Source organism: Streptococcus sp. CL6.35, from assembly GCF_049737915.1.
Taxonomy (GTDB): Bacteria; Bacillota; Bacilli; order Lactobacillales; family Streptococcaceae; genus Streptococcus.
Genome location: NZ_JBKOTU010000005.1, coordinates 13,569 through 35,312 on the forward strand (window position 1 = coordinate 13,569; position 21,744 = coordinate 35,312).

The following is a 21,744-nucleotide window of genomic DNA, read 5'->3' on the forward strand; positions in this document are numbered from 1 at the left end:
TCAACGATAAAGAAAAGGTAAGAAAAATGAAACATTTAGAAATTGAATTGAAAACACTCCTGAAAAAAGATGAATATGATCGTCTAAAAGACCAGTTCACAGGTGTCACTCCTGTTCTTCAAAAAAATTACTACATCGACACGCCTGATTTTGAACTGCGAGAAAAGAAGGTTGCTATGCGCATTCGAACTTTTGAAGACTGGGCAGAATTGACACTCAAAGTCCCGCAAAGTGTTGGAAACATGGAGTACAACCAAAAATTGGAACTAAAAGATGCTGAAAACTACCTGTGCAAGAAAGAACTTCCTCAGGGACTGGTGCTGGATGAATTGGCTAAACATGGTATCCAAAGTAAAAAATGGCAGGTTCTTGGTTGTCTAACAACTCTTCGCTATGAAATGCAAACACCAATTGGCCTCATGGCACTGGATGAAAGTCAGTACTTTGATATTACAGATTACGAATTAGAGCTTGAGGTGGAAAATCACGAGCAAGGAAAGCAAGATTTCCAGCAATTTTTAGAGAAAAATCAGATTGCTTACCAAAAAGCTCCTTCAAAATTGGTTCGATTTGTCAAAAGCATGAAAAATAGCTGAAATAATCTCTATTTTTTGGTAAAATAGAAAAGATAAAAATACACAAAACCTAGTTCATATATGTAAAGCAGATATAACTCGGTTTTATAAAGTTTACAGAGGACGGTCTATAATGTCAGATAGAAAAAATATGAAACTTTTCGCGCTCAACTCTAACCAAGAGATTGCACAAAAAATTGCGGATGCTGTCGGTATTCCACTTGGAAAACTGTCATCACGTCAATTTTCTGATGGAGAAATCCAAGTAAATATCGAAGAAAGTGTCCGTGGTTATGATGTTTACATCATCCAGTCTACAAGTTTCCCTGTTAACAACCACCTAATGGAATTGTTGATCATGGTCGACGCTTGTGTACGTGCAAGTGCCCACAGTATCAACGTTGTCCTTCCATATTTTGGCTATGCACGTCAAGACCGTATCGCTTCACCTCGTGAGCCACTTACAGCGAAACTAGTTGCCAATATGCTAGTTAAGGCTGGTGTCGATCGTATCCTTACGCTTGATTTGCATGCCGTTCAGGTTCAAGGCTTCTTTGACATCCCTGTCGATAACCTTTTCACAGTTCCCCTATTTGCAAAACATTATTGCGATAAGGGCCTACTCGGTTCAGATGTTGTCGTGGTTAGCCCTAAAAATTCAGGTGTAAAGCGTGCTCGTAGCTTAGCTGAATATCTTGATGCTCCTATCGCCATTATAGACTACCCTCAAGACGATGCAACTCGCAACGAAGGTTATATTATCGGTGATGTTGAAGGTAAAAAAGCTATCTTGATTGACGATATTTTAAATACAGGACGTACCTTCTCTGAAGCTGCTAAAATCGTTGAACGTGAAGGGGCTACAGAAATTTATGCTGTTTCTAGTCATGGTCTCTTCGTCGAAGGAGCTGCTGAACTTCTTGATAATACTAATATTAAAGAAATTCTTGTGACTGATTCAGTAGCAACAAAAGAAAAAACTCCTAAAAACGTATGCTACATCACTGCTAGTGAGTTAATTGGTGATGCTATCGTCCGTATCCACGAAAGAAAACCAGTCAGCCCACTCTTTGCCTACAACAAAAAGAAATAAGGTGATTCTTTGATTTATTTGGACAATGCTGCAACGACTCCCATGTCAGCAGTTGCTATTTCAGCGATGACCAAGGTTATGCAAGAAACCCACGGAAATCCATCTAGTATTCATGGTCATGGTCGTCAAGCTGGCAAACTCTTGCGAGAAGCCCGTCAGGAACTAGCTCAGTTACTGGGGACAAAACCTCAACATATCTTTTTCACTTCTGGTGGGACAGAAGGCAACAATACTGCCATCATTGGCTACTGCCTTCGTCATCAAGAACAAGGAAAACATATCATCACAACTGCCATTGAGCACCATGCCGTCCTTGAAACAATTGATTACTTGGTTCAACACTTTGGTTTTGAAGCAACCATTATCCAGCCAGAAAATCAAGAAATCACAGCCCAACAAATTCAAAAAGCTTTACGTGACGATACGATTTTGGTTTCTACCATGTTTGCCAATAATGAGACAGGAAACCTACTGCCCATTGCTGAAATTGGCCAAATACTCAAGCAACACCCTGCTGCCTATCATGTCGATGCAGTTCAAGCTATTGGTAAAATACCAATTCATCCCGAAGAATTGGGCATTGATTTTCTCACCGCTTCTGCCCATAAATTCCATGGTCCTAAGGGAATCGGCTTTCTCTACGCATCTAGCATGGACTTTGATTCCTATCTCCATGGCGGAGACCAAGAACAGAAAAAACGTGCAGGGACTGAAAATCTGGCTGCTATCGTAGGCATGGTTGCAGCCCTAAAAGAAGACCTAGAAAAGCAAGAAGAACATTTTCAACATGTACAAAATCTAGAAACTGCCTTTTTGGCAGAGCTAGAGGGCATTCAATATTACTTCAATAGGGGACAACATCATCTCCCTTATGTTCTCAATATTGGATTTCCTGGTCAGAAAAATGACCTCTTACTCCTCCGTCTAGATTTGGCTGGAATTTCTATCTCTACTGGTTCAGCCTGTACTGCGGGCATTGTACAATCCAGCCATGTTCTTGAAGCCATGTACGGGGCAAATTCAGAACGCTTAAAGGAATCCGTTCGTATCAGTTTGTCGCCACAAAATACTGTTGAAGACCTACATACCCTCGCAAAAACCTTAAAAGAAATTATCGGAGGTTAGCCATATGGCATTTGAAAAAACCATTCAGTTAAAAAATTGTCGTTACGACTACACTCTTAGCCCTTCTGTTAAAAAATTCACCCTTAAGGACAACACCTTTTTTGAGACTAAGGTTGGTAACTATGAATTGACTCGCCTTTTGGAAAAAGTTCCGAACAGCGGTGAGGGATTCCAACTCAAAATCATCATTAACAAGGAACTTACAGGTGCTAAAATCAATATCACTGACAAGTTTGGCCTTCGTCTAGTTGATATTTTCAAATCAGAAGACCACCACATTCATCAGGAAAAATTCTACTTCCTCATGGATAGTTTAGTAGAACGTGGTGTCTTTACAAAATCTGAAAGATAGGTCCCATATGTTTGAACTGACCTATAAGGATAGCTATCATGTAGAGCGTACACTCAAGTATGAGGATTATGAAGCTCTCATGCTGGCTCTGTCAGGATGTGTGACTCTGCCAGATACACTTTATGTAACTTCTTTGACCTTTAAAGGGCAGGAAGTTTACCAAGGACTGGTCGGAGACCTCTACCGTTTTCTATCAGATGCAGATTTTTTACATCAAAACTAAGATTTTTCTTAGTTTTTTCTTATTTTTGTTGATTTTTTCACAATGTTTCTATAAAATAGAAGAATAGAAAGGTTGTGATTTTGTGAAAGATAAACAGTCTGCTATTCCAAAAGCAACAGCGAAAAGACTCTCTCTCTACTATCGAATTTTTAAGAGATTTCATGCAGAAAAGATTGAACGTGCCAACTCTAAGCAAATTGCAGAGGCTATCGGTATTGATTCCGCGACCGTACGTCGTGATTTTTCCTACTTTGGTGAACTTGGTCGTCGTGGTTTTGGCTATGATGTCAAAAAACTGATGACGTTTTTTGCCGATTTACTCAATGATAACTCCATTACCAATGTCATGCTGGTTGGTATTGGAAATATGGGCCATGCCCTTCTTCACTATCGCTTCCACGAACGTAACAAGATGAAGATTATCATGGCCTTTGACCTAGATGACCATCCCGAAGTCGGTACCCAAACTCCTGATGGGATTCCTATTTACGGGATTTCTCAAATCAAGGATAAAATCAAAGATGCTGATGTGAAGACTGCTATCCTGACTGTTCCCAGCGTCAAGTCACAAGAGGTTGCCAATCTCTTGGTAGATGCTGGCGTGAAAGGAATTCTCAGTTTTTCACCAGTCCATCTGCATTTACCAAAAGACGTGGTCGTTCAGTATGTCGATTTGACAAGTGAACTCCAAACCCTCCTCTACTTCATGCGAAAAGAGGATTAGAAAGCGAAAATCATTTTATGAAAAAACCAGTTATTGGGATTACAGGAAACGAAAAAACTCATCCAGATGATGACATCATGATGAGCTACTCAGCAAAAGGCTTTGTTGAAGGCGTTAAAGACGCTGGAGGGATTCCCATCATCCTACCGATTGGTGATCAAGAAATGGCTAGCCACTATATCAGTATGATTGACAAGCTCATCTTGACAGGTGGGCAAAATGTCGATCCAAAATTCTATGGTGAACCAAAAACCATTGATAGTGATGACTACCACCTTCAAAGGGATATCTTTGAACTGGCCCTCATCAAGGAGGCTATTAAACAGAAAAAGCCAATTTTTTCTGTCTGCCGTGGAACTCAACTCTTTAACGTTGCCATGGGTGGAACTCTGTACCAAGATATCGAAGACCATTGGCAGGATTGTTCTGCTGAGTACACAACTCAACGCTTGGTAACAGAACCTGATACTGTTCTTCGAGAAATCTATGGAGAAATCTCCCATATCAACTCCTTCCACCATCAGAGTATTAAGGATTTAGCACCTAACTTAAAGATTGCAGCTCATGATCCTAAAGATGGTATTATAGAAGCTGTTATGAGTACGGATGATGTCGACTTTCTCGGTGTCCAATGGCACCCAGAATTTCTTTTTGAAAATCGTCCCAAAGATAAAAACCTCTTTGACTATGTCGTTAATGAACTTTAAATTAAATCTGTCTTTTCACGGTAACTAAAGTAATTAGAATGAGAGACAATCAAATGGTCCAAGAGGACAATCCCCATCAGGTCACAGGCTTCTTTTACAAGTTTAGTCACATGATCATCATTTCGACTAGGCGCTACCGCTCCTGAAGGATGATTATGGACCAAGATGAGTGAAGTCGCCATATGCTTGATAGCATAGTGAAGAATCTCTCGCGGCTCAGCGATACTACGAGTTGCAGAACCGATAAAAATGGTCTGTTGATGGATGATTTGATTTTGAGTATTGAGATAGAGCGCCACCAAGTGCTCTTGTTTTTTATATCCCAACTCCTGCTGCATCTTCTTGGCCAACTTTTGACTACTGAGAATACTTTCCATCTCAATAGTCTCATGTTTATGAATACGATGCCCCAGTTCAATCATAGCTTGTAATTCTATGGCCTTAACTCGCCCAATACCAGACAGACTCTGCAATTCCTGCAGGGTCATTTTTTTCAAATCCGTTAGACTTGAAAGATTGCTCAAGACTTTCTGGGCAATTTCAAAAACACTAGCTTGACGTGTTCCTGTCCTAAGTAAAATAGCTAGCAACTCTTGATTACTGAGTGATTCAACTCCTTCTTTTGCCAGCCTTTCTCTTGGTAATAGTGAATCTTCTTGGAATGAAATACTATACATAAAAATCCTCCTCACTTTATTATTCGTGAGAAGGATGAAAAATTAGATTTTTTTCTCAATTGGAGCCACACTGGCTAAAAGTTTTTTCAAACCTACTTCTGGGAAATTGATTTTTAATTCCTGAGTAGCTCCGTTACCTGAAACTTCCAGAACAGTTCCCTCTCCCCATTTCTTGTGGAGGGCAATGTCACCAATGGACCAATTTGTCTCGCTAGACGCTGATTTTGGTCCAGCTGTAAATTGACCAAATGGAAGACCGCTTGACTGAATATTTTTTGGTGCCACACCGCGTTTACGGTCTTGGAGGGCCTGCGCCAAACTCATACCTTGAGCGAAGGAAATACTACCACTGCTGTATGATGCTTTAAAGCTTGTATTTGCTGGGCGCGCCAATCCTTGATACTCAAGTAAGTCTGAACTGATTTCGTTAATAAAACGAGTCGGACGGTTGTAGTTGGTACGACCGAAAAGCAGGCGCGAGTTGGCATTTGTCAGATAGAGAATTTTCTCTGCACGCGTAATTCCTACATAGGCCAGACGGCGTTCTTCTTCTAGTTCATCTTGATCTTCAGCCGCACGGCTAAGCGGGAAGACATTTTCTTCCATCCCAATCAAAAAGACAACTGGAAACTCGAGACCTTTGGCAGCATGCAGGGTCATTAGGGTAACTTCCGATGTCTCCTGACTCCCTGAATCTGTGTCCGCAATCAAGGCCAAGTCATTTAAGAAACGACTCAGTTTGTCCAAACCAGTTTCCTCTTCTGGCACATCAGAGGTGTCATCAAAGTTTTTCGTAACAGAAAGGAACTCTTCGATGTTTTCTACCCGAGCCTTACTTTCTAGAGTCGCTTGGGCATTAAGAATATCTACGTAACCAGTTTTTTCTAGCACTGCCTCAACCAACTCAGTAATACTTAATTGGTCCAACTGCTCCCGTAAATCAAGAATTATATTGGCAAAATCCCAGATAGATTGGGCCGCCTTCCCCTTGATGCCAGATAACATGATATTTGCTGAAGCATCTAACATAGACATGCCTTGCATATTCGCAAAATCACGGATTTTCTCAACTGTACCTGGGCCAATTCCACGTTTCGGTTCGTTGATAATACGCTCAAAACTGATATTGTCACTCAAATTGGCAATAAGATTGAGGTAAGCGATAATATCTCGGATTTCCTTACGGCTGTAGAACTTGGTTCCGCCAATCATGGTATAAGGAATATTTGACTTGAGCAAGGCTTCCTCAATAGTACGGGACTGCGCATTAGTACGATAAAGAACTGCAAAATCCTTGTGAAGGAAGTTTTGACTCCGACCAAGTTCATCGATAGTTCTGGCTACAAATACAGCCTCATCTAGCTCATCATTGGCACGATAGTAAACGATTTGTTCTCCATCCGCATTCTGGGTCCAGAGATTCTTAGGACGGCGGTTTTTATTGTTTTTAATGACCTCGTTGGCCGCTTGGAGAATGGTTTTAGTTGAACGATAGTTTTCTTCTAACAAGACAACCTTGGCTTGGGGATAATCCTTTTCGAAGTCCAAGATATTCTGCATATCAGCACCACGCCAACCGTAGATAGACTGGTCCGCATCCCCAACAACACAGATGTTTTTAAAGCGCGAAGCCAAGAGTTTGACCAATTGGTACTGGGCATGGTTGGTATCTTGGTACTCATCAACGTGGATGTATTGGAATTTCTGTTGATAGTAAGTCAAAACATCAGGATTTTGATCAAAGAGACGCAGGGTCAGCATAATCAAATCATCAAAGTCAACCGACTCCGACTGACGCAATTCTTTCTGATAGGCCGTATAGCACTGAGCCACGATTTGTGTGTACATATCCCCGGCTTGAGCAGCATAAGCCACATCATCAATTAAATCATTCTTAGCATTGGAAATAGTCCCCAAAATAGTTCGTTCATTCCATTTTTTCGGATCCAAGTTTAACTGCTTGAGAATGCGTTTCATGAGCGTTCGCTGTTCACCAGGATCGACAATAGTAAAATTACGGTTGTAGCCAATATGAGCCGCATCACGACGCAAAATACGCACACACATGGAGTGGAAGGTCGCAATCAGACAGTCCTGAGTGGCTGGATTGAGGCTATAAGCACGCTCCTTCATCTCACGCGCAGCCTTATTAGTAAAGGTAATGGCCAATATATTCCACGGATTGACCAGCTTTTCATCAATCAAATAAGCGATACGGTGGGTCAAAACTCGGGTCTTTCCAGAACCAGCCCCCGCCATGATTAACAAGGGACCTTCTGTCGTTTGCACTGCCTCAGCTTGACGGTCATTCATTCCATTTAATAATGCGTTCATCTTCTCTTCCTTACTCTTGAAGTCAATATTTCTATTATATCAGAATTCAGGGAAAATATCTTTACCTAGACTGGTTACGTGTAGAAGGCAACTTCTTATATCTAGATAAAAAATGAGCTTGGATAGTATTTCCAAACTCATTTTTTACTCAATGAAAATCGAAGTGCAAACTAGGAAGCTAGCCGCAGGCTGTACTTGAGTACGGCAAGGTGAAGCTGACGTGGTTTGAATTTGATTTTCGAAGAGTACAAAGTCAATTACAATATACTAGAACAAACCTAGGACTGTTCCATCGCTTTCAACATCCATATTGAGAGCTGCTGGTCGTTTTGGAAGTCCTGGCATAGTCATGACATCACCAGTTAAGGCAACGATGAAGCCTGCACCTAATTTTGGTACCAATTCACGAATGGTAATTTCAAAGTTTTCAGGTGCTCCAAGTGCATTTGGATTATCTGAAAAACTGTATTGAGTTTTAGCCATACAGATTGGCAATTTGTCCCAACCATTTTGAACGATTTGAGTGATTTGTGTTTGAGCTTTCTTCTCAAAGTTCACTTTGCTACCACGGTAGATTTCAGTAACAATCTTTTCAACCTTTTCTTGAACAGAAAGGTCATTGTCATACAAACGTTTATAGTTAGCTGGGTTTTCAGCGATAGTCTTAACAACTGTTTCGGCAAGTGCTACTCCACCTTCTGCACCATCAGCCCAGACACTTGCTAACTCGACTGGCACATCAATTGACGCACAGAGTTCTTTCAAGGCTGCAATTTCAGCTTCTGTATCAGACACAAATTCGTTAATAGCCACAACTGCTGGAATACCGAACTTACGGATATTTTCAACGTGGCGTTTCAAGTTAGCAAAACCGGCACGAACTGCCTCCACATTTTCCTCTGTCAGAGCATCTTTAGCCACGCCACCATTCATCTTAAGGGCACGAAGGGTTGCAACAATAACTACTGCATCTGGAGATGTTGGCAAGTTTGGTGTCTTAATATCAAGGAATTTTTCGGCACCAAGGTCTGCACCAAAACCAGCTTCAGTAACTGTGTAATCAGCCAAGTGAAGGGCTGTTGTAGTTGCCAAGACTGAATTACATCCATGAGCAATATTGGCAAATGGACCACCGTGTACAAAGGCAGGTGTACCGTAAATTGTCTGAACTAGGTTTGGCTTAATAGCATCCTTCAAGATTAATGCTAAAGCACCTTCAACCTGCAGATCACCAACAGAAACAGGTGTTCGGTCATAGCGATAACCGATAACGATATTAGCCAAGCGGCGTTTCAAGTCCTCGATGTCTGTTGCCAAGCAAAGAATTGCCATGATTTCGGAAGCAACGGTAATGTCAAAGCCATCCTCACGAGGAATACCATTTAAAGGGCCACCAAGTCCAACGGTCACATGGCGAAGAGCACGATCATTCAAGTCCACTACACGTTTCCAGAGAATACGACGTTGGTCAATTCCCAGCTCATTCCCTTGGTGCAAGTGGTTGTCAATCAAAGCAGAAAGAGCATTATTGGCAGTCGTAATGGCATGCATGTCTCCAGTAAAGTGAAGGTTAATATCTTCCATAGGGAGAACTTGGGCATACCCACCACCAGCAGCACCACCCTTAATCCCCATTACTGGACCAAGAGATGGTTCGCGGATAGCAATCATCGTTTTCTTGCCAATTTTATTCAAGGCATCCGCCAGACCAATGGTAATAGTTGATTTTCCTTCACCTGCAGGTGTTGGATTGATGGCAGTAACCAAGATCAATTTTCCAACTGGATTGCTCTCAACTGCACGAATTTTATCAAAGCTGAGCTTAGCCTTGTACTTTCCGTACAACTCCAAATCGTCGTAAGAAATACCAAGTTTCTCTACAACATCAACGATTGGTTTCAACTCAATACTCTGTGCGATTTCAATATCTGTTTTCATTCAAAACTCCTCTAACCTCTTATATGATAATTCATTATATCACAAAACAAGATTTTTAACATCCCAAAACTCTCTAAACGTTCGTAAATATCCCTGTTTTTAGGGTTTTTATAGTCCTTTCTTAAATTTTATATGGCTTTATAGTTTGAAACTATAGTAAATCTTCGTTTTTACCAAAAATTTATCACTTTCATTTTACTTACCGTTTATTTTTGTGTACAATAGTGCTATGAAAATTTTAGTTACATCGGGCGGTACCAGTGAAGCTATTGATAGCGTCCGCTCTATCACTAATCATTCCACAGGTCGCTTGGGCAAAATCATCACAGAAACTTTGCTTGCTGCAGGGCATGAAGTTTGTTTGATAACAACAAAACGAGCCGTGAAGCCAGAAGCCCATCCCAACCTAAGCATTCGAGAAATTAACAATACCAAGAACCTTCTTCTGGAAATGAAAGAACGTGTTGCAGATTATCAGGTTTTGATTCACTCAATGGCCGTATCTGATTACACTCCTGTCTATATGACAGGGCTGGAGGAAGTTCAGGCTAGCTCTAATCTAGAAGAATTTTTAAGCAAGCAAAATCATCAAGCTAAGATTTCTTCAACTGACGAGGTTCAGGTTTTGTTCCTAAAAAAGACACCCAAAATCATCTCTCTAGTCAAGGAATGGAATCCTGCTATTCATCTGATTGGTTTCAAACTGCTGGTTGATGTTACCGAAGATCATCTGGTTGACATTGCTAGAAAAAGTCTTATCAAGAACCAAGCAGACTTGATTATCGCAAATGATCTGACTCAAATCTCAGCGAACCAGCATCGTGCAATCTTTGTTGAGAAAGATAATCTTCAAACGGTTAACACTAAAGAAGAAATTGCAAAACTCCTCCTTGAAAAAATTCAAAACTATCATTCTTAGAAAGGAAAGCTATGGCAAACATTCTCTTGGCTGTAACGGGCTCAATCGCCTCTTACAAGTCGGCAGATTTAGTCAGTTCTCTAAAAAAACAAGGCCATCAAGTTACTGTTTTAATGACTCAGGCTGCTACAGAGTTTATCCAACCTTTGACACTACAGGTACTCTCACAGAATCCTGTCCACTTGGATGTCATGAAGGACCCCTATCCTGATAAAGTCAATCATATCGAGCTTGGAAAAGAAACGGATTTATTCATCATAGTCCCTGCAACAGCTAACACTATTGCAAAACTAGCCCACGGCTTTGCGGATAACATGGTAACCAGTACAGCTCTAGCCCTGCCCAGTCATATTCCTAAACTAATAGCTCCTGCTATGAATACAAAAATGTATGACCATCCAGCAACTCAGGCTAATCTGAAAACATTAGAAAGCTACGGCTATCAGCTGATTGCTCCTAATGAATCCCTACTAGCTTGTGGCGATCATGGACGAGGAGCTTTAGCCGACCTCACAATTATTTTAGAAAGAATAAAGGAAACTCTCGATGAAAAAACGCTCTAATATTGCACCCATTGCTATCTTTTTTGCAACCATGCTCGTGATACACTTTCTGAGCTCACTTATCTTTAACCTTTTTCCATTCCCAATCAAACCGACCATCGTTCATATTCCTGTCATTATTGCCAGTATTATTTACGGTCCACGCGTTGGGGTTACACTTGGATTTTTGATGGGGCTACTTAGCTTGACAGTTAATACGATTACGATTCTACCGACAAGCTACCTCTTCTCACCATTCGTCCCAAACGGTAACATTTACTCAGCTATCATTGCCATCGTCCCACGTATTTTGATTGGTTTGACTCCGTATCTAGTTTATAAACTGATGAAAAATAAAACTGGTCTTATTTTAGCTGGTGCCCTTGGTTCACTTACCAATACAGTCTTTGTACTTGGTGGAATTTTCTACCTTTTTGGAAATGTCTTTGATGGTAATATCCAAAAACTCCTAGCAACTGTTATCTCAACAAATTCGATTGCTGAATTAGTTATTTCCGCAGTTCTAACCCTAGCCATTGTTCCAAGACTACAGACTTTGAAAAAATAAAAACAATCTCCACTTTCATACTTGAAGGTGGAGATTTCGCTCTGTATAGTTTTGATTTTTAGTAAAATATCTACAAGTCTTTAACTGAAAAATGACCTATAAACCTAAGTAAATCCTTGCTTTATTGTCTTGTTTGGTGTACTATACTAGTGTATATACAGTTAAAAGGAGATTCTTATGAACACACGGAAAAAGACACAATTTATGACAATGACTGCCCTCTTAACGGCTATTGCAATTTTGATTCCAATTGTTATGCCTTTTAAGATTGTCATTCCACCTGCTTCCTATACTTTAGGAAGCCACATCGCTATTTTTATCGCCATGTTCTTATCGCCCTTGATGGCTGTTTTTGTCATCTTAGCCTCTAGTTTTGGATTTTTGATGGCTGGCTATCCCATGGTGATCGTTTTTCGAGCTTTTTCCCATATCTTTTTTGGGACTTTGGGGGCTCTTTACCTACAAAAATTCCCCGATACCCTAGATAAACCAAAATCTTCCTGGGTTTTCAACTTTGTGTTAGCGCTTGTCCATGCTCTTGCTGAAGTATTAGCTTGTGTCGTTTTTTATGCAACTTCGGGTACCAATGTAGAAAATATGTTTTATGTTCTATTTATACTAGTTGGATTTGGCACAATTATCCATAGTATGGTAGACTATACATTAGCACTAGCTGTCTATAAAGTGCTTCGAAAACGCCGTTAAAAGGAAAAGCTATGACAAAAGATCGCAAACAAGCCCTGCTCCAACTCTTGAAAGAAACTCCTAAAGCCCTCAATGGCCAAAGTTTAGCTGAACATTTTCATGTTACACGCCAGGTCATTGTACAGGACATTGCAATTTTAAGAGCCGATGGCGCTCCTATCCTATCCACCAATCGTGGCTACGTCTATAAGCAAATTGAAACCAACCCTTATGTTCACAAACTTTTCAAGGTGAAACATGAAGTTGAAGAAATCGGTCAAGAACTCCTTGCTATCGTTGATAATGGTGGACGTGTTCAAAATACCTTGATTGACCATCCCGTTTATGGAGAAATCGAAACCTTGCTGAAACTGTCTTGTCGCCGAGACGTGCAACATTTTCTAGAACAAGTCGAGCATTCAGATTTTAGACCTCTGTCTGAATTGACAGATGGCATCCATTACCACCTAGTCGAAGCTGAAACACAGCAAGACCTCCGCTATATCGAGGAGGCCTTGGATCAGCTAGGTTATTTAGTAAAAGACTAGAAGATTTTCTTCTCCCATCCATCTTCTATACGATGACGGTAGAAAAATTCAGATTTGTCCGGAGCTTCCATCATCTCCATCAAAGGTAGCATATCATAGGCCAGATCCAAGTTTGGAATCTGGTCTTTTTGAATCCAATAGCTCAAATAGTAACAATGATATTTAAAAACCACATTGAATGAAAATTAACAACTACTTGCTTACTAAAAATATATCACCAGTTATGTTGATCAACATTATCCTTAGTCACAAGATAAATTGGAGAAACTGTTTCTTTTTCCAGTTTTTTCCCTTGATAATGATCTATTGCTGATTGAATAGCAATTTCACCCATCTTAGCTGGTTGCTGAGCAATAGTGGCAGTAATATCACCTTTTGCAATAGCATCATGTGCATCTGGTTGACCATCAATACCAACAATTAATACATTGCTAAGACCAGCTGCTTTTACTGCTTGTGCAGCTCCTAACGCCATCTCATCATTCTGTGCAAAGATTGCTTGCACTTCTTTGTTTCCTTGAATCATATTTTGCGCTGTATTCAAAGCTTTTGCGCGGTCAAAATTAGCGGATTGACTAGAAAGAACATCTAAATTTGTCTTTGAAATTTGTTCAAATCCTTTACCTCTATCTACAGTTGCAGAAGCGCCAGGGACTCCTGATAATTCAAAAGTTTTTGCTTTTTCTCCCAATTGCTTGGTAATAAATTCTGCAGCCATTTTACCTGCTTCTACGTTATCAGAAGCAACAGTTGTCAAGACTTCACCTCCATTACTACCGCGGTCAATTAAGATTACCGGAATATTTGCATTATTAGCAGCTTTAATAGATGTAACAATTGCATCAGAATCAACTGGATTAATTAGTAAAGCATCAACATTTTGACTAATAAAATTTTGAATATCATCTGCTTGTCTAGCAGCATCATCTTGTGCATCTGCTATCTTCAAAGTTACTTCTTTTTCTCTTGCGGCTTTTTCAAGACCATCTTTCATAGCTACAAAATAGGGATTGTTAGTAGTCGAAATAGAAACTCCTAATTTTAATTCTTTTGCCGACTTTTGAATCGTAGATTTATTATCATTTGATGAATTTCCTAAACCAGTTTTTCCACAAGCTACTAAAGCAAAAATAAATGTTACAAACAAAGCAAAAATGCTAATTTTTTTAATATTTTTCATGTTATTACTCCTCGTAATATATATCTATAGGGATAGTTTCAATCCCGATTATTGTACGTCATCTAATAAATTGTTACTATTTCCAAAAAAATTGAAAATTATTCTACTGTTTTACAACTTTAAAACGATCAATCAGAACAGCAATTAAGATTACAACTCCTTTTACTACTTGTTGCCAAAATGCTGAAACACCGATAATATTAAGTCCATTATTCAAAACCCCAATAATTAAAGCACCTATTAAGGTCCCCAGTATGCGACCTTTACCTCCTGATAAAGAGGTTCCCCCAAGAACAACAGCTGCAATAGCATCCATTTCATAACTAGCACCTGCTGTTGGTTGAGCAGAACTTAAGCGTGATGTTATAATCAATCCAGAAATTGAAGCCATAATACCTGAAATTGAATAAATGATAATTTTCACTTTATTTAGTTTCACACCTGATATATATGCTGCTTTTTCATTCCCCCCTATAGCATACACAGATTTACCAAATGCTGTTTTATGAAGTAAAACATATAAAACAATAAATACAATAAACATAATAATTACAGGAAATGGAATTCCGACTATATAACCTTGCCCCAAAAATTGAAATAAGAATGTATCACTTAATCCTTTTGTGATAGGATTCCCATTTGTATAAACAAGTGTTGCGCCTCTAAAAATAGTCATAGTTGCTAAAGTAACGATAAATGGAGCTAATTTCCCGTAGGAAATCAATAAACCATTCATCATCCCCAGAATGCAACCCAAAATTAAAGAGATGAGAATTGCTAACGTAACAGGCATTCCAGATCCTAATAGGCCAGCGGTTAGCGCACTGGATAAGGCTAAAATTGATCCAACTGATAAATCAATTCCACCTGTTAGAATAACAAAGGTCATTCCAAAAGCGATCAGTGCATTTGATGTTACTTGCAATAGTAAATTTAACAGATTATTTGCTGTTAAAAAATTTGAATTGATAATAGTGATGACAGCCATTAAAATTATCAATGCTATTACTGTTGTCAATTCTGACATATACTTCATAGTATTTTTCACACTATTGTCCTCCTGTGGCTAGTTGCATAACTTTTTCTTGTGTAGCTTCTTGACGTGTTAATTCTCCACTAATTCTTCCTTCATGCATGACCATAATGCGATCACTGACTCCGATCACTTCTGGTAAATCTGAAGATACCATAATAATCGGCACACCTCGTTCAGCCAATTCATTCATTAATTGGTAAATTTCACGCTTAGCACCAACATCTACCCCACGAGTTGGCTCATCTAGAATCAGTACTTTTGGAGCAATACCTATCCATTTTGCTAAAACTACTTTCTGTTGATTACCACCAGAAAGTGTCCCAACTTCCTTATCTGGATAACCTGATTTAATTCGTAGCCTATCAATTAAACGTTGTACAAATATATCACTTGTTTTATTATCAAAAATGCCATTTTTAACAAAATCACGAGTACTAGGTAAAGTCATATTATCTTTAATAGAAAAATCTAAAATCAATCCCTCATCTTTACGATCTTCTGTTAAGAAACCAATTCCATGCTTAATTGCTTCAAAAGGATTTTTAATTATCAGTTCTTCTTCATTTATTATAATTTGACCAGATTTTAAAGAATCAATTCCAAAAATTGCTCGCATTATTTCAGTACGACCAGCACCCATCAAACCAGAAAAACCAAGAATTTCCCCTTGACGTACATAGAAAGAAATATCCGTAAAAGCATCACCAGAAAGATTCTTAGCTTGAAAAACAATATTCCCAATCTCAGCCTTTTTTTCTGGATAATAATCTTCTAATTCACGCCCCACCATCTTTTGAACTAATTCATCCGCATTAGTTAACTTCGTTCTCTTGGTATCAATTACAAACCCATCCCTCATAACAGTTATAAGATCTGTAATCTTAAAGATTTCTTCCATCCGATGTGAAATATACACAATACCTACACCATCAGATTTTAATCCTTCTATCACTTTAAAAAGTGTTTCAGTTTCACAATCAGTTAAAGCTGCTGTGGGTTCATCCATAATTAACAAGGAAACTTCTGATAATAAACATTTTGCTATTTCTATCATTTGTTGTTGTCCGACTGATAATTGACCAATGATTGCATCGAGAGGAATAGAGATATTAAGACGTTTAAATGCTTCTTTAGCTTTCCTTTCCATACTAGCTTTATCTAGAAACCCAATCGAATTTTTAATTTCTCTTCCTAAAAAAAGATTATCAAGTACAGTCATATCTGGCCAAGTATTCATTTCTTGATGAATAAAACTCAGTCCAAACCGTTCTGCCTCTTGAGGATTAGAAAATGTTTTTTCTTTTCCATCAATAAAAATAGTTCCTGAAGTAGCTGGAAAAAGTCCAGTTAAAATATTCATTAAGGTTGATTTGCCTGCACCATTCTCTCCCATTAAAGCATGAACTTCTCTTGAATTAAGAACCAAATCAATACTTTCTAAAACACGATTATTCCCAAAAGATTTTGAAATGTTCTTCATTTCAATTTTCATAGGAAACTCCCTTCTAAATAATAACTCCTGATTGCAAGATTATATTCGAATATGGTGTATCTTCCCCAGTGCGAATAACTGCCTTAACTGTAGTATTCATAGCTTTCAATTCTTCATGACTAATATATTCAATAATTATATTCGATCCTAAAAGATCTAGAACTGCTTGCCACTGTTCTTTGTTTTTTTCCTTAATTTCTTCTGCTAAGAAAATTTTTTCAATAAGTACATGATCTGAATATTCTTTTAAAACTTCTAAAAAACTTGGACTACCTTTTCTTAATGCTAAATCAATTTTATCAATACCTTTTGGAACTGGCAATCCTAAATCTCCAATACAAACCAAATCCATATGACCTAAATCATCAGCTAGTTTTGCTATATTACTATTTAAAATCCCATATTTCTTCATATCCTGGATGCTCCTTTATTTCTTTCAAACTCGGCATGCCACCTTGCGCTCCAAATCTTTGAACAGAAAGATGTGAAGCAATCGTTGCAAAGGACAATGCAACATTCATCTCTTTTCCTTTTGAGACAGCATAAGCAAAAGCACCATTAAACGTATCTCCTGCTCCTGTAGTATCAACTACTTCTGCTTTTATAGCAGGAATCTTCTGAACTGCTGCCCCATCATAATAAATAGAACCTTCAACTCCTAATGTCACAATCATTTTATTAGGATAAATTTTAATAATTTCTTCTAATTTCTTATCTGGAAAAAGCTCTGAACATTCATGCTCATTAGGAGTAATAAAATCACAAAAAGGAATCATCTCTATATCTGTTTCTCTAGCTGGTGCAGGATTGTAAAGTACCTTAACTTTATTTTCTTGACAAAATTTAGCTATAGATAGGTTGGCTTCATGTAGTATTTCATTCTGTAATACAACAATACTTGCATCACTAATCAATTCCCACTCATTTTTCCAATCATTTGTTTTAACTAAATTATTCGCTCCGGGATAATAAATAATTCTATTATCACCTCCATATAAAGTAATTTGTGCAACTCCTGTAGATTGTGGTACCGTTCCCACATGTTCTGTAGAAATATTATTATTTTGCAGATTACTTAGTAAATCTGCTGAAAAAATATCTTCTCCGACGTTTCCAAATATGTAAATATTATCTTCTACACTGGATAATCTACCAATAGCTACAGCTTGATTTGCACCTTTTCCACCCGGAACTATATTAAATGAATCCCCAAAAATCGTTTCACCTCCTTCTGGAATCCTTTTTGTTCTCATAACTAAGTCCATTGAAATACTTCCAACAACAACAATTTTACTCATTACTTTCTCCTTAATGTATTTCTTTCTACGTATCTAACAGGTAGTTTAATTTTAGCTTCATCTATAGAGAACTTATTTGCCATATTATAGATTAGCTTTGCAGCCTGTTCTCCCATTTTATATGATGATTGGTGAATAGTTGATAAAGAAGGATAAATAAATTGACTAAGTACAATATCATCATAACCAATGATTTGAATATCATCTGGGATTTTTTTACCAATTGCTAAAATTTCATGAATATAAGCTATCGCATGAATATCAGAAGGCGCTATAATACTATCAATATTTGGATTTCTTTTTAGATTCTCTTTAGCTTCTGTTTGAATTTTTTCAAACTCAAATGTTTCACTTTCTTCAATACGAATCTCTAAAGATTTATTCCTCAAATAGTTTAAACTTGCTTCAAATCGTTCCGCAATGTTCTCAGCTTTATCATCTAAAACTTTAATAATCATAACTTGCTTAGCGCCAGCATTCCAAATTGCTTTAGCAGCCAAACGTCCACCCAACTGATTATCAGAAAAGACACCGTAACCTGTATCTTTACTAATCCGGTCAACCACAACGACAGGTAACGTCAGATTTGGAAATTCCTTTGTAAAGTCAAGTGTCGTTATAATACCAGCTGCATTTGTTTTTAACAAAAGGTTTATATATTCTTCTAACGAATCATGATCTGAAATAGTACCAACCATAATCCTATAACCTTTATCTTTCAAATATGATTCAGCTCCTCGAACCAATCTTGGGAAGAAGGGATTAGAAATATCTGGCAATAAGAGTCCTACCATTTGATTTTTTTTAGTTTTCAAAGATTGTGCTAATACATTCGGCGTGTAATTTAATTTCTTGATAGCATTTTTTATCTTTTCTCTAGCATCATCTCCGACATAGCCTTTTTTCGAAATATATCTTGAAACTGTTGATTTTGATACTCCAGCTTCTTCAGCAACCTGTTTTATTGTAGTCATCACTCCTCCTTCTTACGTTGTGGAACCGTTCCCTTATTTATATAGTAAGCGTTTTCTTTTATTTTGTCAATACTTTTTTAGAAATATTTTAAATTTATTTCAGAGTACACATGTTTTTACTAATATCCTATTACTATTAGATACGAAACACAACAAGACCTCCACTATATTGAGGAGGCCTTGGATCAGCTAGGTTATTTAGTAAAAGACTAGAAGATTTTCTTCTCCCAATCATCTTCTGTACGGCGAGGGTAGAAAAACTCTGATTTGTCAGGAGCTTCCATCATCTCCATCAAGGGTAACATATCATAGGCCAGATCCAAGTTTGGAATCTGGTCTTTTTGCACCCAAGAAACTTCTCCTTCATCTGAAGAGCGAAGGCTACCAGAGAACTCAGTCGCCTTATAACAAATGACAATATAGCGCCCACCTGTATCTAGTGGCCAATTTTTAATGCCGACAAGTTGAGGATTTTGGATAGTCAATCCTGTTTCTTCGTAGATTTCACGAATGACAGACTCCGCAAAAGCCTCACCATTTTCAACATGACCTCCAGGAAAGGCATAACCAGACCAGCGATTTGTTTCAGGAGAGCGATACTGCATAACCACGCGCTGGGTTTCGAGATCTTCAATCAGACAAATGTTTGTTAAAATCGTTAATTGGGAACGGGACATATTTTCTCCTTTAGGTAATATTCTAATCCAACGCCTTGACTTCCAGCATCATATCTCGGATCTGAGCTGCTAGTTCAAAGTCAAGCACTTCAACGGCTTCTTGCATTTGTTTTTCCAGTTTTTTGACGAGTTCCTTGCGCTCTTGTTTATTAAGACTATTGATATCGACTTCCTTGTCTTCTTCCTTAGCAACTGCCTTGGTCACAGCAATCAGGTCACGGATTTCTTTCTTGATTGTCTGAGGCACAATACCGTGTTCTTCATTATAGGCCATCTGAATTTTCCGACGGCGGGCAGTTTCATCAATGGCACGTTGCATAGACTGAGTCACAGTGTCCGCATACATAATGACATGTCCCTCACTATTACGAGCAGCACGACCAATGGTCTGAATGAGACCACGCTCGTTACGAAGGAAGCCTTCCTTGTCAGCATCGAGAATCGCTACGAGGCTCACTTCAGGAACGTCAATTCCTTCACGAAGGAGGTTGATTCCGACCAAGACATCAAAGACACCCAAGCGCAGGTCACGGATAATCTCTGTCCGCTCTAAAGTCTTGATATCTGAGTGCATGTACTTGACCTTGATGCCCATTTCTTTGAAGTAGTCGGTCAAGTCTTCTGCCATTTTCTTGGTCAAGGTGGTGATAAAGGTTCGTTCGTTCTTTTCAACACGGGCATTAATTTCACCTAAGAGGTCATCAATCTGTCCCATTGTCGGACGGACTTCTACCTCTGGATCCAATAGTCCTGTTGGACGAATGATTTGCTCAATCACTGTCTCAGTCTGTTCATTTTCATAGTCACCAGGTGTCGCTGAAACGTAAACAATCTGATGCACATGGCTTTCAAACTCTTCACGACGGAGAGGCCGATTGTCCAAAGCTGATGGCAAACGAAAACCATAATAAACCAGCATTTCCTTACGCGAACGGTCTCCATTGTACATTCCCTTGATTTGCCCCATAGTCATGTGACTCTCGTCAATCATGATTAAGAAATCATCTGGGAAGAAATCGAGAAGCGTATAAGGAGGCTCACCTTCGCTACGACCATCCATGTGGCGTGAATAGTTTTCAACCCCGTTGGTATAGCCCATCTCACGCAACATCTCAATATCGTACTCTGTCCGCTGCTTCAAACGCTGAGCTTCAAGTAATTTGCCTTCCTTCTCAAAGACAGCTAACTGCTCCTCCAACTCTGCCTGAATCTTGGCAATAGCCACTTCCATATGGTCGTCATTGGTCACAAAGTGAGTAGCTGGGAAAATCGCCAAATGATCCACTTCTCCCAATACCTGGCCTGTCAGAGCCTCAACCTCACGGATACGGTCAATCTCGTCTCCGAAAAACTCCACTCGAAAGGCATGTTCATCACGGGAAGCAGGGAAAATCTCCACTACATCCCCACGCACACGAAATCTTCCCCGTTGGAAATCAATATCATTACGTTCAAACTGGATATCAACCAAGTCATTCAAGAGTTTATCACGAGAAATTTCAAGACCTGGACGGAGACTAACGACACTATCAGCGTATTCCTTGGGCGAACCCAAACCATAGATACAAGAGACAGAAGCCACAACAATGACATCATTACGCTCCAAAAGAGCCGAAGTCGCTGAGTGGCGGAGTTTATCAATCTCGTCATTGACAGAGCTGTCCTTCTCAATATAGGTATCACTAGAAGGAACATAGGCCTCTGGCTGGTAATAATCATAGTAAGACACAAAATACTCAACAGCATTCTCAGGGAAAAATTCCTTAAACTCCCCATAGAGCTGTCCTGCCAGAGTCTTATTGTGGGCGATGACCAGAGTGGGTTTATTGACTTTGGAAATGACCTGACTCATGGTATAGGTCTTCCCTGTACCAGTCGCCCCCATCAGAATCTGAGCTTTTTCGCCCCCCTCGATATTATCAACCAACTGCTCGATAGCTTGGGGTTGGTCTCCTGATGGTTCATATTTTGATACTAGTTTAAATTGATTGTCAGTAATGCGGTTAATCATAAGAATCCTCTCTTGATGTGCTATTCCTATTTTAGCATACTTGTAACATTTTCACGAAGAAAAGGAT

23 protein-coding genes and 2 pseudogenes are annotated in these 21,744 nt (G+C 38.9%); 13 read left to right on the forward strand and 12 right to left on the reverse strand.

The features are described from left to right. The first annotated feature begins 26 nt into the window (after positions 1 to 26). The 7 genes from ACLNCP_RS06840 to ACLNCP_RS06870 all read left to right on the forward strand — a co-directional run bounded on the left by ACLNCP_RS06840 (position 27) and on the right by ACLNCP_RS06870 (position 4,799). On the forward strand, positions 27 to 596 hold the full coding sequence (locus ACLNCP_RS06840) for a CYTH domain-containing protein (protein ID WP_218493461.1): 570 nt from the start codon (positions 27 to 29) through the stop codon (positions 594 to 596). Between the two features lie 112 nt (positions 597 to 708). Beyond that, the gene (locus ACLNCP_RS06845; protein WP_173876226.1) at positions 709 to 1,668 is read left to right on the forward strand and encodes a ribose-phosphate diphosphokinase; all 960 of its coding nucleotides are present in this window, start codon (positions 709 to 711) and stop codon (positions 1,666 to 1,668) included. A gap of 9 nt (positions 1,669 to 1,677) precedes the next feature. After that, positions 1,678 to 2,793 carry a cysteine desulfurase gene (locus ACLNCP_RS06850; RefSeq protein ID WP_261240317.1) on the forward strand — a complete coding sequence of 372 codons (1,116 nt, stop codon included), beginning with the start codon at positions 1,678 to 1,680 and terminating at the stop codon, positions 2,791 to 2,793. Between the two features lie 4 nt (positions 2,794 to 2,797). Then, positions 2,798 to 3,145: a DUF1831 domain-containing protein gene (locus ACLNCP_RS06855; RefSeq protein ID WP_000863540.1), complete on the forward strand. Its 348-nt coding sequence runs from the start codon at positions 2,798 to 2,800 to the stop codon at positions 3,143 to 3,145. 7 nt (positions 3,146 to 3,152) lie between these two features. After that, complete coding sequence (locus ACLNCP_RS06860) at positions 3,153 to 3,368, forward strand: DUF4649 family protein (protein WP_185768004.1); 216 nt, start codon at positions 3,153 to 3,155, stop codon at positions 3,366 to 3,368. A gap of 82 nt (positions 3,369 to 3,450) precedes the next feature. Next, entirely contained in the window at positions 3,451 to 4,092 is a 642-nt protein-coding gene (locus ACLNCP_RS06865) for a redox-sensing transcriptional repressor Rex (protein WP_000653417.1), read from the forward strand. Between the two features lie 17 nt (positions 4,093 to 4,109). Continuing rightward, a complete protein-coding gene (locus tag ACLNCP_RS06870) occupies positions 4,110 to 4,799 on the forward strand; it encodes a gamma-glutamyl-gamma-aminobutyrate hydrolase family protein (RefSeq protein WP_424844224.1) in 690 nt (229 codons plus the stop codon). On the opposite strand, the gene radC is transcribed toward ACLNCP_RS06870, so the two are convergent. The 3 genes from radC to ACLNCP_RS06885 form a co-directional block, all read right to left on the reverse strand. Further along, a complete protein-coding gene (gene radC / locus ACLNCP_RS06875; RefSeq protein WP_424844225.1) occupies positions 4,796 to 5,476 on the reverse strand; it encodes a RadC family protein in 681 nt (226 codons plus the stop codon). The genes ACLNCP_RS06870 and radC overlap by 4 nt on opposite strands. A gap of 42 nt (positions 5,477 to 5,518) precedes the next feature. Beyond that, a complete protein-coding gene (pcrA, locus tag ACLNCP_RS06880) occupies positions 5,519 to 7,810 on the reverse strand; it encodes a DNA helicase PcrA (RefSeq protein ID WP_424844226.1) in 2,292 nt (763 codons plus the stop codon). Between the two features lie 267 nt (positions 7,811 to 8,077). After that, positions 8,078 to 9,748 carry a formate--tetrahydrofolate ligase gene (locus ACLNCP_RS06885; protein ID WP_424844227.1) on the reverse strand — a complete coding sequence of 557 codons (1,671 nt, stop codon included), beginning with the start codon at positions 9,746 to 9,748 and terminating at the stop codon, positions 8,078 to 8,080. 229 nt (positions 9,749 to 9,977) lie between these two features. On the opposite strand from ACLNCP_RS06885, the gene coaB reads away from it, so the two are divergent. The 5 genes from coaB to ACLNCP_RS06910 all read left to right on the forward strand — a co-directional run bounded on the left by coaB (position 9,978) and on the right by ACLNCP_RS06910 (position 13,009). After that, positions 9,978 to 10,667, forward strand: a complete 690-nt coding sequence (gene coaB, locus ACLNCP_RS06890; RefSeq protein ID WP_424844228.1) for a phosphopantothenate--cysteine ligase — start codon at positions 9,978 to 9,980, stop codon at positions 10,665 to 10,667. An 11-nt stretch (positions 10,668 to 10,678) separates the two neighbouring features. Continuing rightward, positions 10,679 to 11,230 (forward strand): phosphopantothenoylcysteine decarboxylase, encoded by a 552-nt coding sequence (gene coaC / locus ACLNCP_RS06895; RefSeq protein WP_070482656.1) that lies wholly within the window; start codon positions 10,679 to 10,681, stop codon positions 11,228 to 11,230. Continuing rightward, positions 11,214 to 11,777 (forward strand): ECF transporter S component, encoded by a 564-nt coding sequence (locus tag ACLNCP_RS06900; protein WP_000747412.1) that lies wholly within the window; start codon positions 11,214 to 11,216, stop codon positions 11,775 to 11,777. Before coaC ends, ACLNCP_RS06900 begins: the two co-directional genes overlap by 17 nt. Before the next feature lie 177 nt (positions 11,778 to 11,954). Next, entirely contained in the window at positions 11,955 to 12,482 is a 528-nt protein-coding gene (locus ACLNCP_RS06905; RefSeq protein WP_049500798.1) for an ECF transporter S component, read from the forward strand. Positions 12,483 to 12,493: 11 nt separating this feature from the next. Then, positions 12,494 to 13,009, forward strand: coding sequence for a transcription repressor NadR (locus tag ACLNCP_RS06910; RefSeq protein WP_020902811.1), 516 nt, complete (start codon positions 12,494 to 12,496; stop codon positions 13,007 to 13,009). On the opposite strand, the pseudogene ACLNCP_RS06915 reads toward ACLNCP_RS06910, so the two are convergent. The 7 genes and pseudogenes from ACLNCP_RS06915 to ACLNCP_RS06945 all read right to left on the reverse strand — a co-directional run. Next, positions 13,006 to 13,146, reverse strand: a pseudogene (locus ACLNCP_RS06915) (8-oxo-dGTP diphosphatase); the annotation flags it as partial. The gene ACLNCP_RS06910 and the pseudogene ACLNCP_RS06915 overlap by 4 nt on opposite strands. Positions 13,147 to 13,223: 77 nt before the next feature. After that, the gene (locus ACLNCP_RS06920; protein WP_000789621.1) at positions 13,224 to 14,189 is read right to left on the reverse strand and encodes a substrate-binding domain-containing protein; all 966 of its coding nucleotides are present in this window, start codon (positions 14,187 to 14,189) and stop codon (positions 13,224 to 13,226) included. Between the two features lie 103 nt (positions 14,190 to 14,292). Next, entirely contained in the window at positions 14,293 to 15,237 is a 945-nt protein-coding gene (locus tag ACLNCP_RS06925; protein ID WP_004248623.1) for an ABC transporter permease subunit, read from the reverse strand. Position 15,238: 1 nt separating this feature from the next. After that, the gene (locus ACLNCP_RS06930; RefSeq protein ID WP_424844229.1) at positions 15,239 to 16,717 is read right to left on the reverse strand and encodes a sugar ABC transporter ATP-binding protein; all 1,479 of its coding nucleotides are present in this window, start codon (positions 16,715 to 16,717) and stop codon (positions 15,239 to 15,241) included. A 13-nt stretch (positions 16,718 to 16,730) separates the two neighbouring features. Continuing rightward, positions 16,731 to 17,129 carry a D-ribose pyranase gene (gene rbsD / locus ACLNCP_RS06935; RefSeq protein WP_000759833.1) on the reverse strand — a complete coding sequence of 133 codons (399 nt, stop codon included), beginning with the start codon at positions 17,127 to 17,129 and terminating at the stop codon, positions 16,731 to 16,733. Next, positions 17,104 to 18,015 carry a ribokinase gene (gene rbsK / locus ACLNCP_RS06940; protein WP_084947096.1) on the reverse strand — a complete coding sequence of 304 codons (912 nt, stop codon included), beginning with the start codon at positions 18,013 to 18,015 and terminating at the stop codon, positions 17,104 to 17,106. The genes rbsD and rbsK overlap by 26 nt, the downstream gene beginning before the upstream one ends. Continuing rightward, positions 18,015 to 18,989 (reverse strand): LacI family DNA-binding transcriptional regulator, encoded by a 975-nt coding sequence (locus ACLNCP_RS06945; RefSeq protein WP_000207599.1) that lies wholly within the window; start codon positions 18,987 to 18,989, stop codon positions 18,015 to 18,017. The genes rbsK and ACLNCP_RS06945 overlap by 1 nt, the downstream gene beginning before the upstream one ends. Positions 18,990 to 19,124: 135 nt before the next feature. Between ACLNCP_RS06945 and ACLNCP_RS06950 the strand changes: the two are divergent. Next, positions 19,125 to 19,202 (forward strand): annotated as a pseudogene (locus ACLNCP_RS06950) (DNA-binding transcriptional regulator); the annotation flags it as partial. On the opposite strand, the gene ACLNCP_RS06955 reads toward ACLNCP_RS06950, so the two are convergent. Beyond that, entirely contained in the window at positions 19,199 to 19,666 is a 468-nt protein-coding gene (locus tag ACLNCP_RS06955; RefSeq protein WP_203176515.1) for an 8-oxo-dGTP diphosphatase, read from the reverse strand. The pseudogene ACLNCP_RS06950 and the gene ACLNCP_RS06955 sit on opposite strands and share 4 nt — an antisense overlap. A 22-nt stretch (positions 19,667 to 19,688) precedes the next feature. Further along, the gene (uvrB, locus tag ACLNCP_RS06960; RefSeq protein WP_424844230.1) at positions 19,689 to 21,677 is read right to left on the reverse strand and encodes an excinuclease ABC subunit UvrB; all 1,989 of its coding nucleotides are present in this window, start codon (positions 21,675 to 21,677) and stop codon (positions 19,689 to 19,691) included. Positions 21,678 to 21,744: the final 67 nt, after the last annotated feature.

Excerpts from the sequence above, each read along its gene's own strand:
- ACLNCP_RS06840 (WP_218493461.1), top strand. The coding sequence starts at position 27 with ATGAAACATTTAGAAATTGAATTGAAAACACTCCTGAAAAAAGATGAA.
- ACLNCP_RS06845 (WP_173876226.1), top strand. The coding sequence starts at position 709 with ATGTCAGATAGAAAAAATATGAAACTTTTCGCGCTCAACTCTAACCAA.
- ACLNCP_RS06855 (WP_000863540.1), top strand. The coding sequence starts at position 2,798 with ATGGCATTTGAAAAAACCATTCAGTTAAAAAATTGTCGTTACGACTAC.
- ACLNCP_RS06860 (WP_185768004.1), top strand. The coding sequence starts at position 3,153 with ATGTTTGAACTGACCTATAAGGATAGCTATCATGTAGAGCGTACACTC.
- ACLNCP_RS06870 (WP_424844224.1), top strand. The coding sequence starts at position 4,110 with ATGAAAAAACCAGTTATTGGGATTACAGGAAACGAAAAAACTCATCCA.
- radC (WP_424844225.1), bottom strand. The coding sequence starts at position 5,476 with ATGTATAGTATTTCATTCCAAGAAGATTCACTATTACCAAGAGAAAGG.
- pcrA (WP_424844226.1), bottom strand. The coding sequence starts at position 7,810 with ATGAACGCATTATTAAATGGAATGAATGACCGTCAAGCTGAGGCAGTG.
- ACLNCP_RS06885 (WP_424844227.1), bottom strand. The coding sequence starts at position 9,748 with ATGAAAACAGATATTGAAATCGCACAGAGTATTGAGTTGAAACCAATC.
- coaB (WP_424844228.1), top strand. The coding sequence starts at position 9,978 with ATGAAAATTTTAGTTACATCGGGCGGTACCAGTGAAGCTATTGATAGC.
- coaC (WP_070482656.1), top strand. The coding sequence starts at position 10,679 with ATGGCAAACATTCTCTTGGCTGTAACGGGCTCAATCGCCTCTTACAAG.
- ACLNCP_RS06900 (WP_000747412.1), top strand. The coding sequence starts at position 11,214 with ATGAAAAAACGCTCTAATATTGCACCCATTGCTATCTTTTTTGCAACC.
- ACLNCP_RS06905 (WP_049500798.1), top strand. The coding sequence starts at position 11,955 with ATGAACACACGGAAAAAGACACAATTTATGACAATGACTGCCCTCTTA.
- ACLNCP_RS06910 (WP_020902811.1), top strand. The coding sequence starts at position 12,494 with ATGACAAAAGATCGCAAACAAGCCCTGCTCCAACTCTTGAAAGAAACT.
- ACLNCP_RS06920 (WP_000789621.1), bottom strand. The coding sequence starts at position 14,189 with ATGAAAAATATTAAAAAAATTAGCATTTTTGCTTTGTTTGTAACATTT.
- ACLNCP_RS06930 (WP_424844229.1), bottom strand. The coding sequence starts at position 16,717 with ATGAAAATTGAAATGAAGAACATTTCAAAATCTTTTGGGAATAATCGT.
- rbsD (WP_000759833.1), bottom strand. The coding sequence starts at position 17,129 with ATGAAGAAATATGGGATTTTAAATAGTAATATAGCAAAACTAGCTGAT.
- rbsK (WP_084947096.1), bottom strand. The coding sequence starts at position 18,015 with ATGAGTAAAATTGTTGTTGTTGGAAGTATTTCAATGGACTTAGTTATG.
- ACLNCP_RS06945 (WP_000207599.1), bottom strand. The coding sequence starts at position 18,989 with ATGACTACAATAAAACAGGTTGCTGAAGAAGCTGGAGTATCAAAATCA.
- ACLNCP_RS06955 (WP_203176515.1), bottom strand. The coding sequence starts at position 19,666 with ATGTCCCGTTCCCAATTAACGATTTTAACAAACATTTGTCTGATTGAA.
- uvrB (WP_424844230.1), bottom strand. The coding sequence starts at position 21,677 with ATGATTAACCGCATTACTGACAATCAATTTAAACTAGTATCAAAATAT.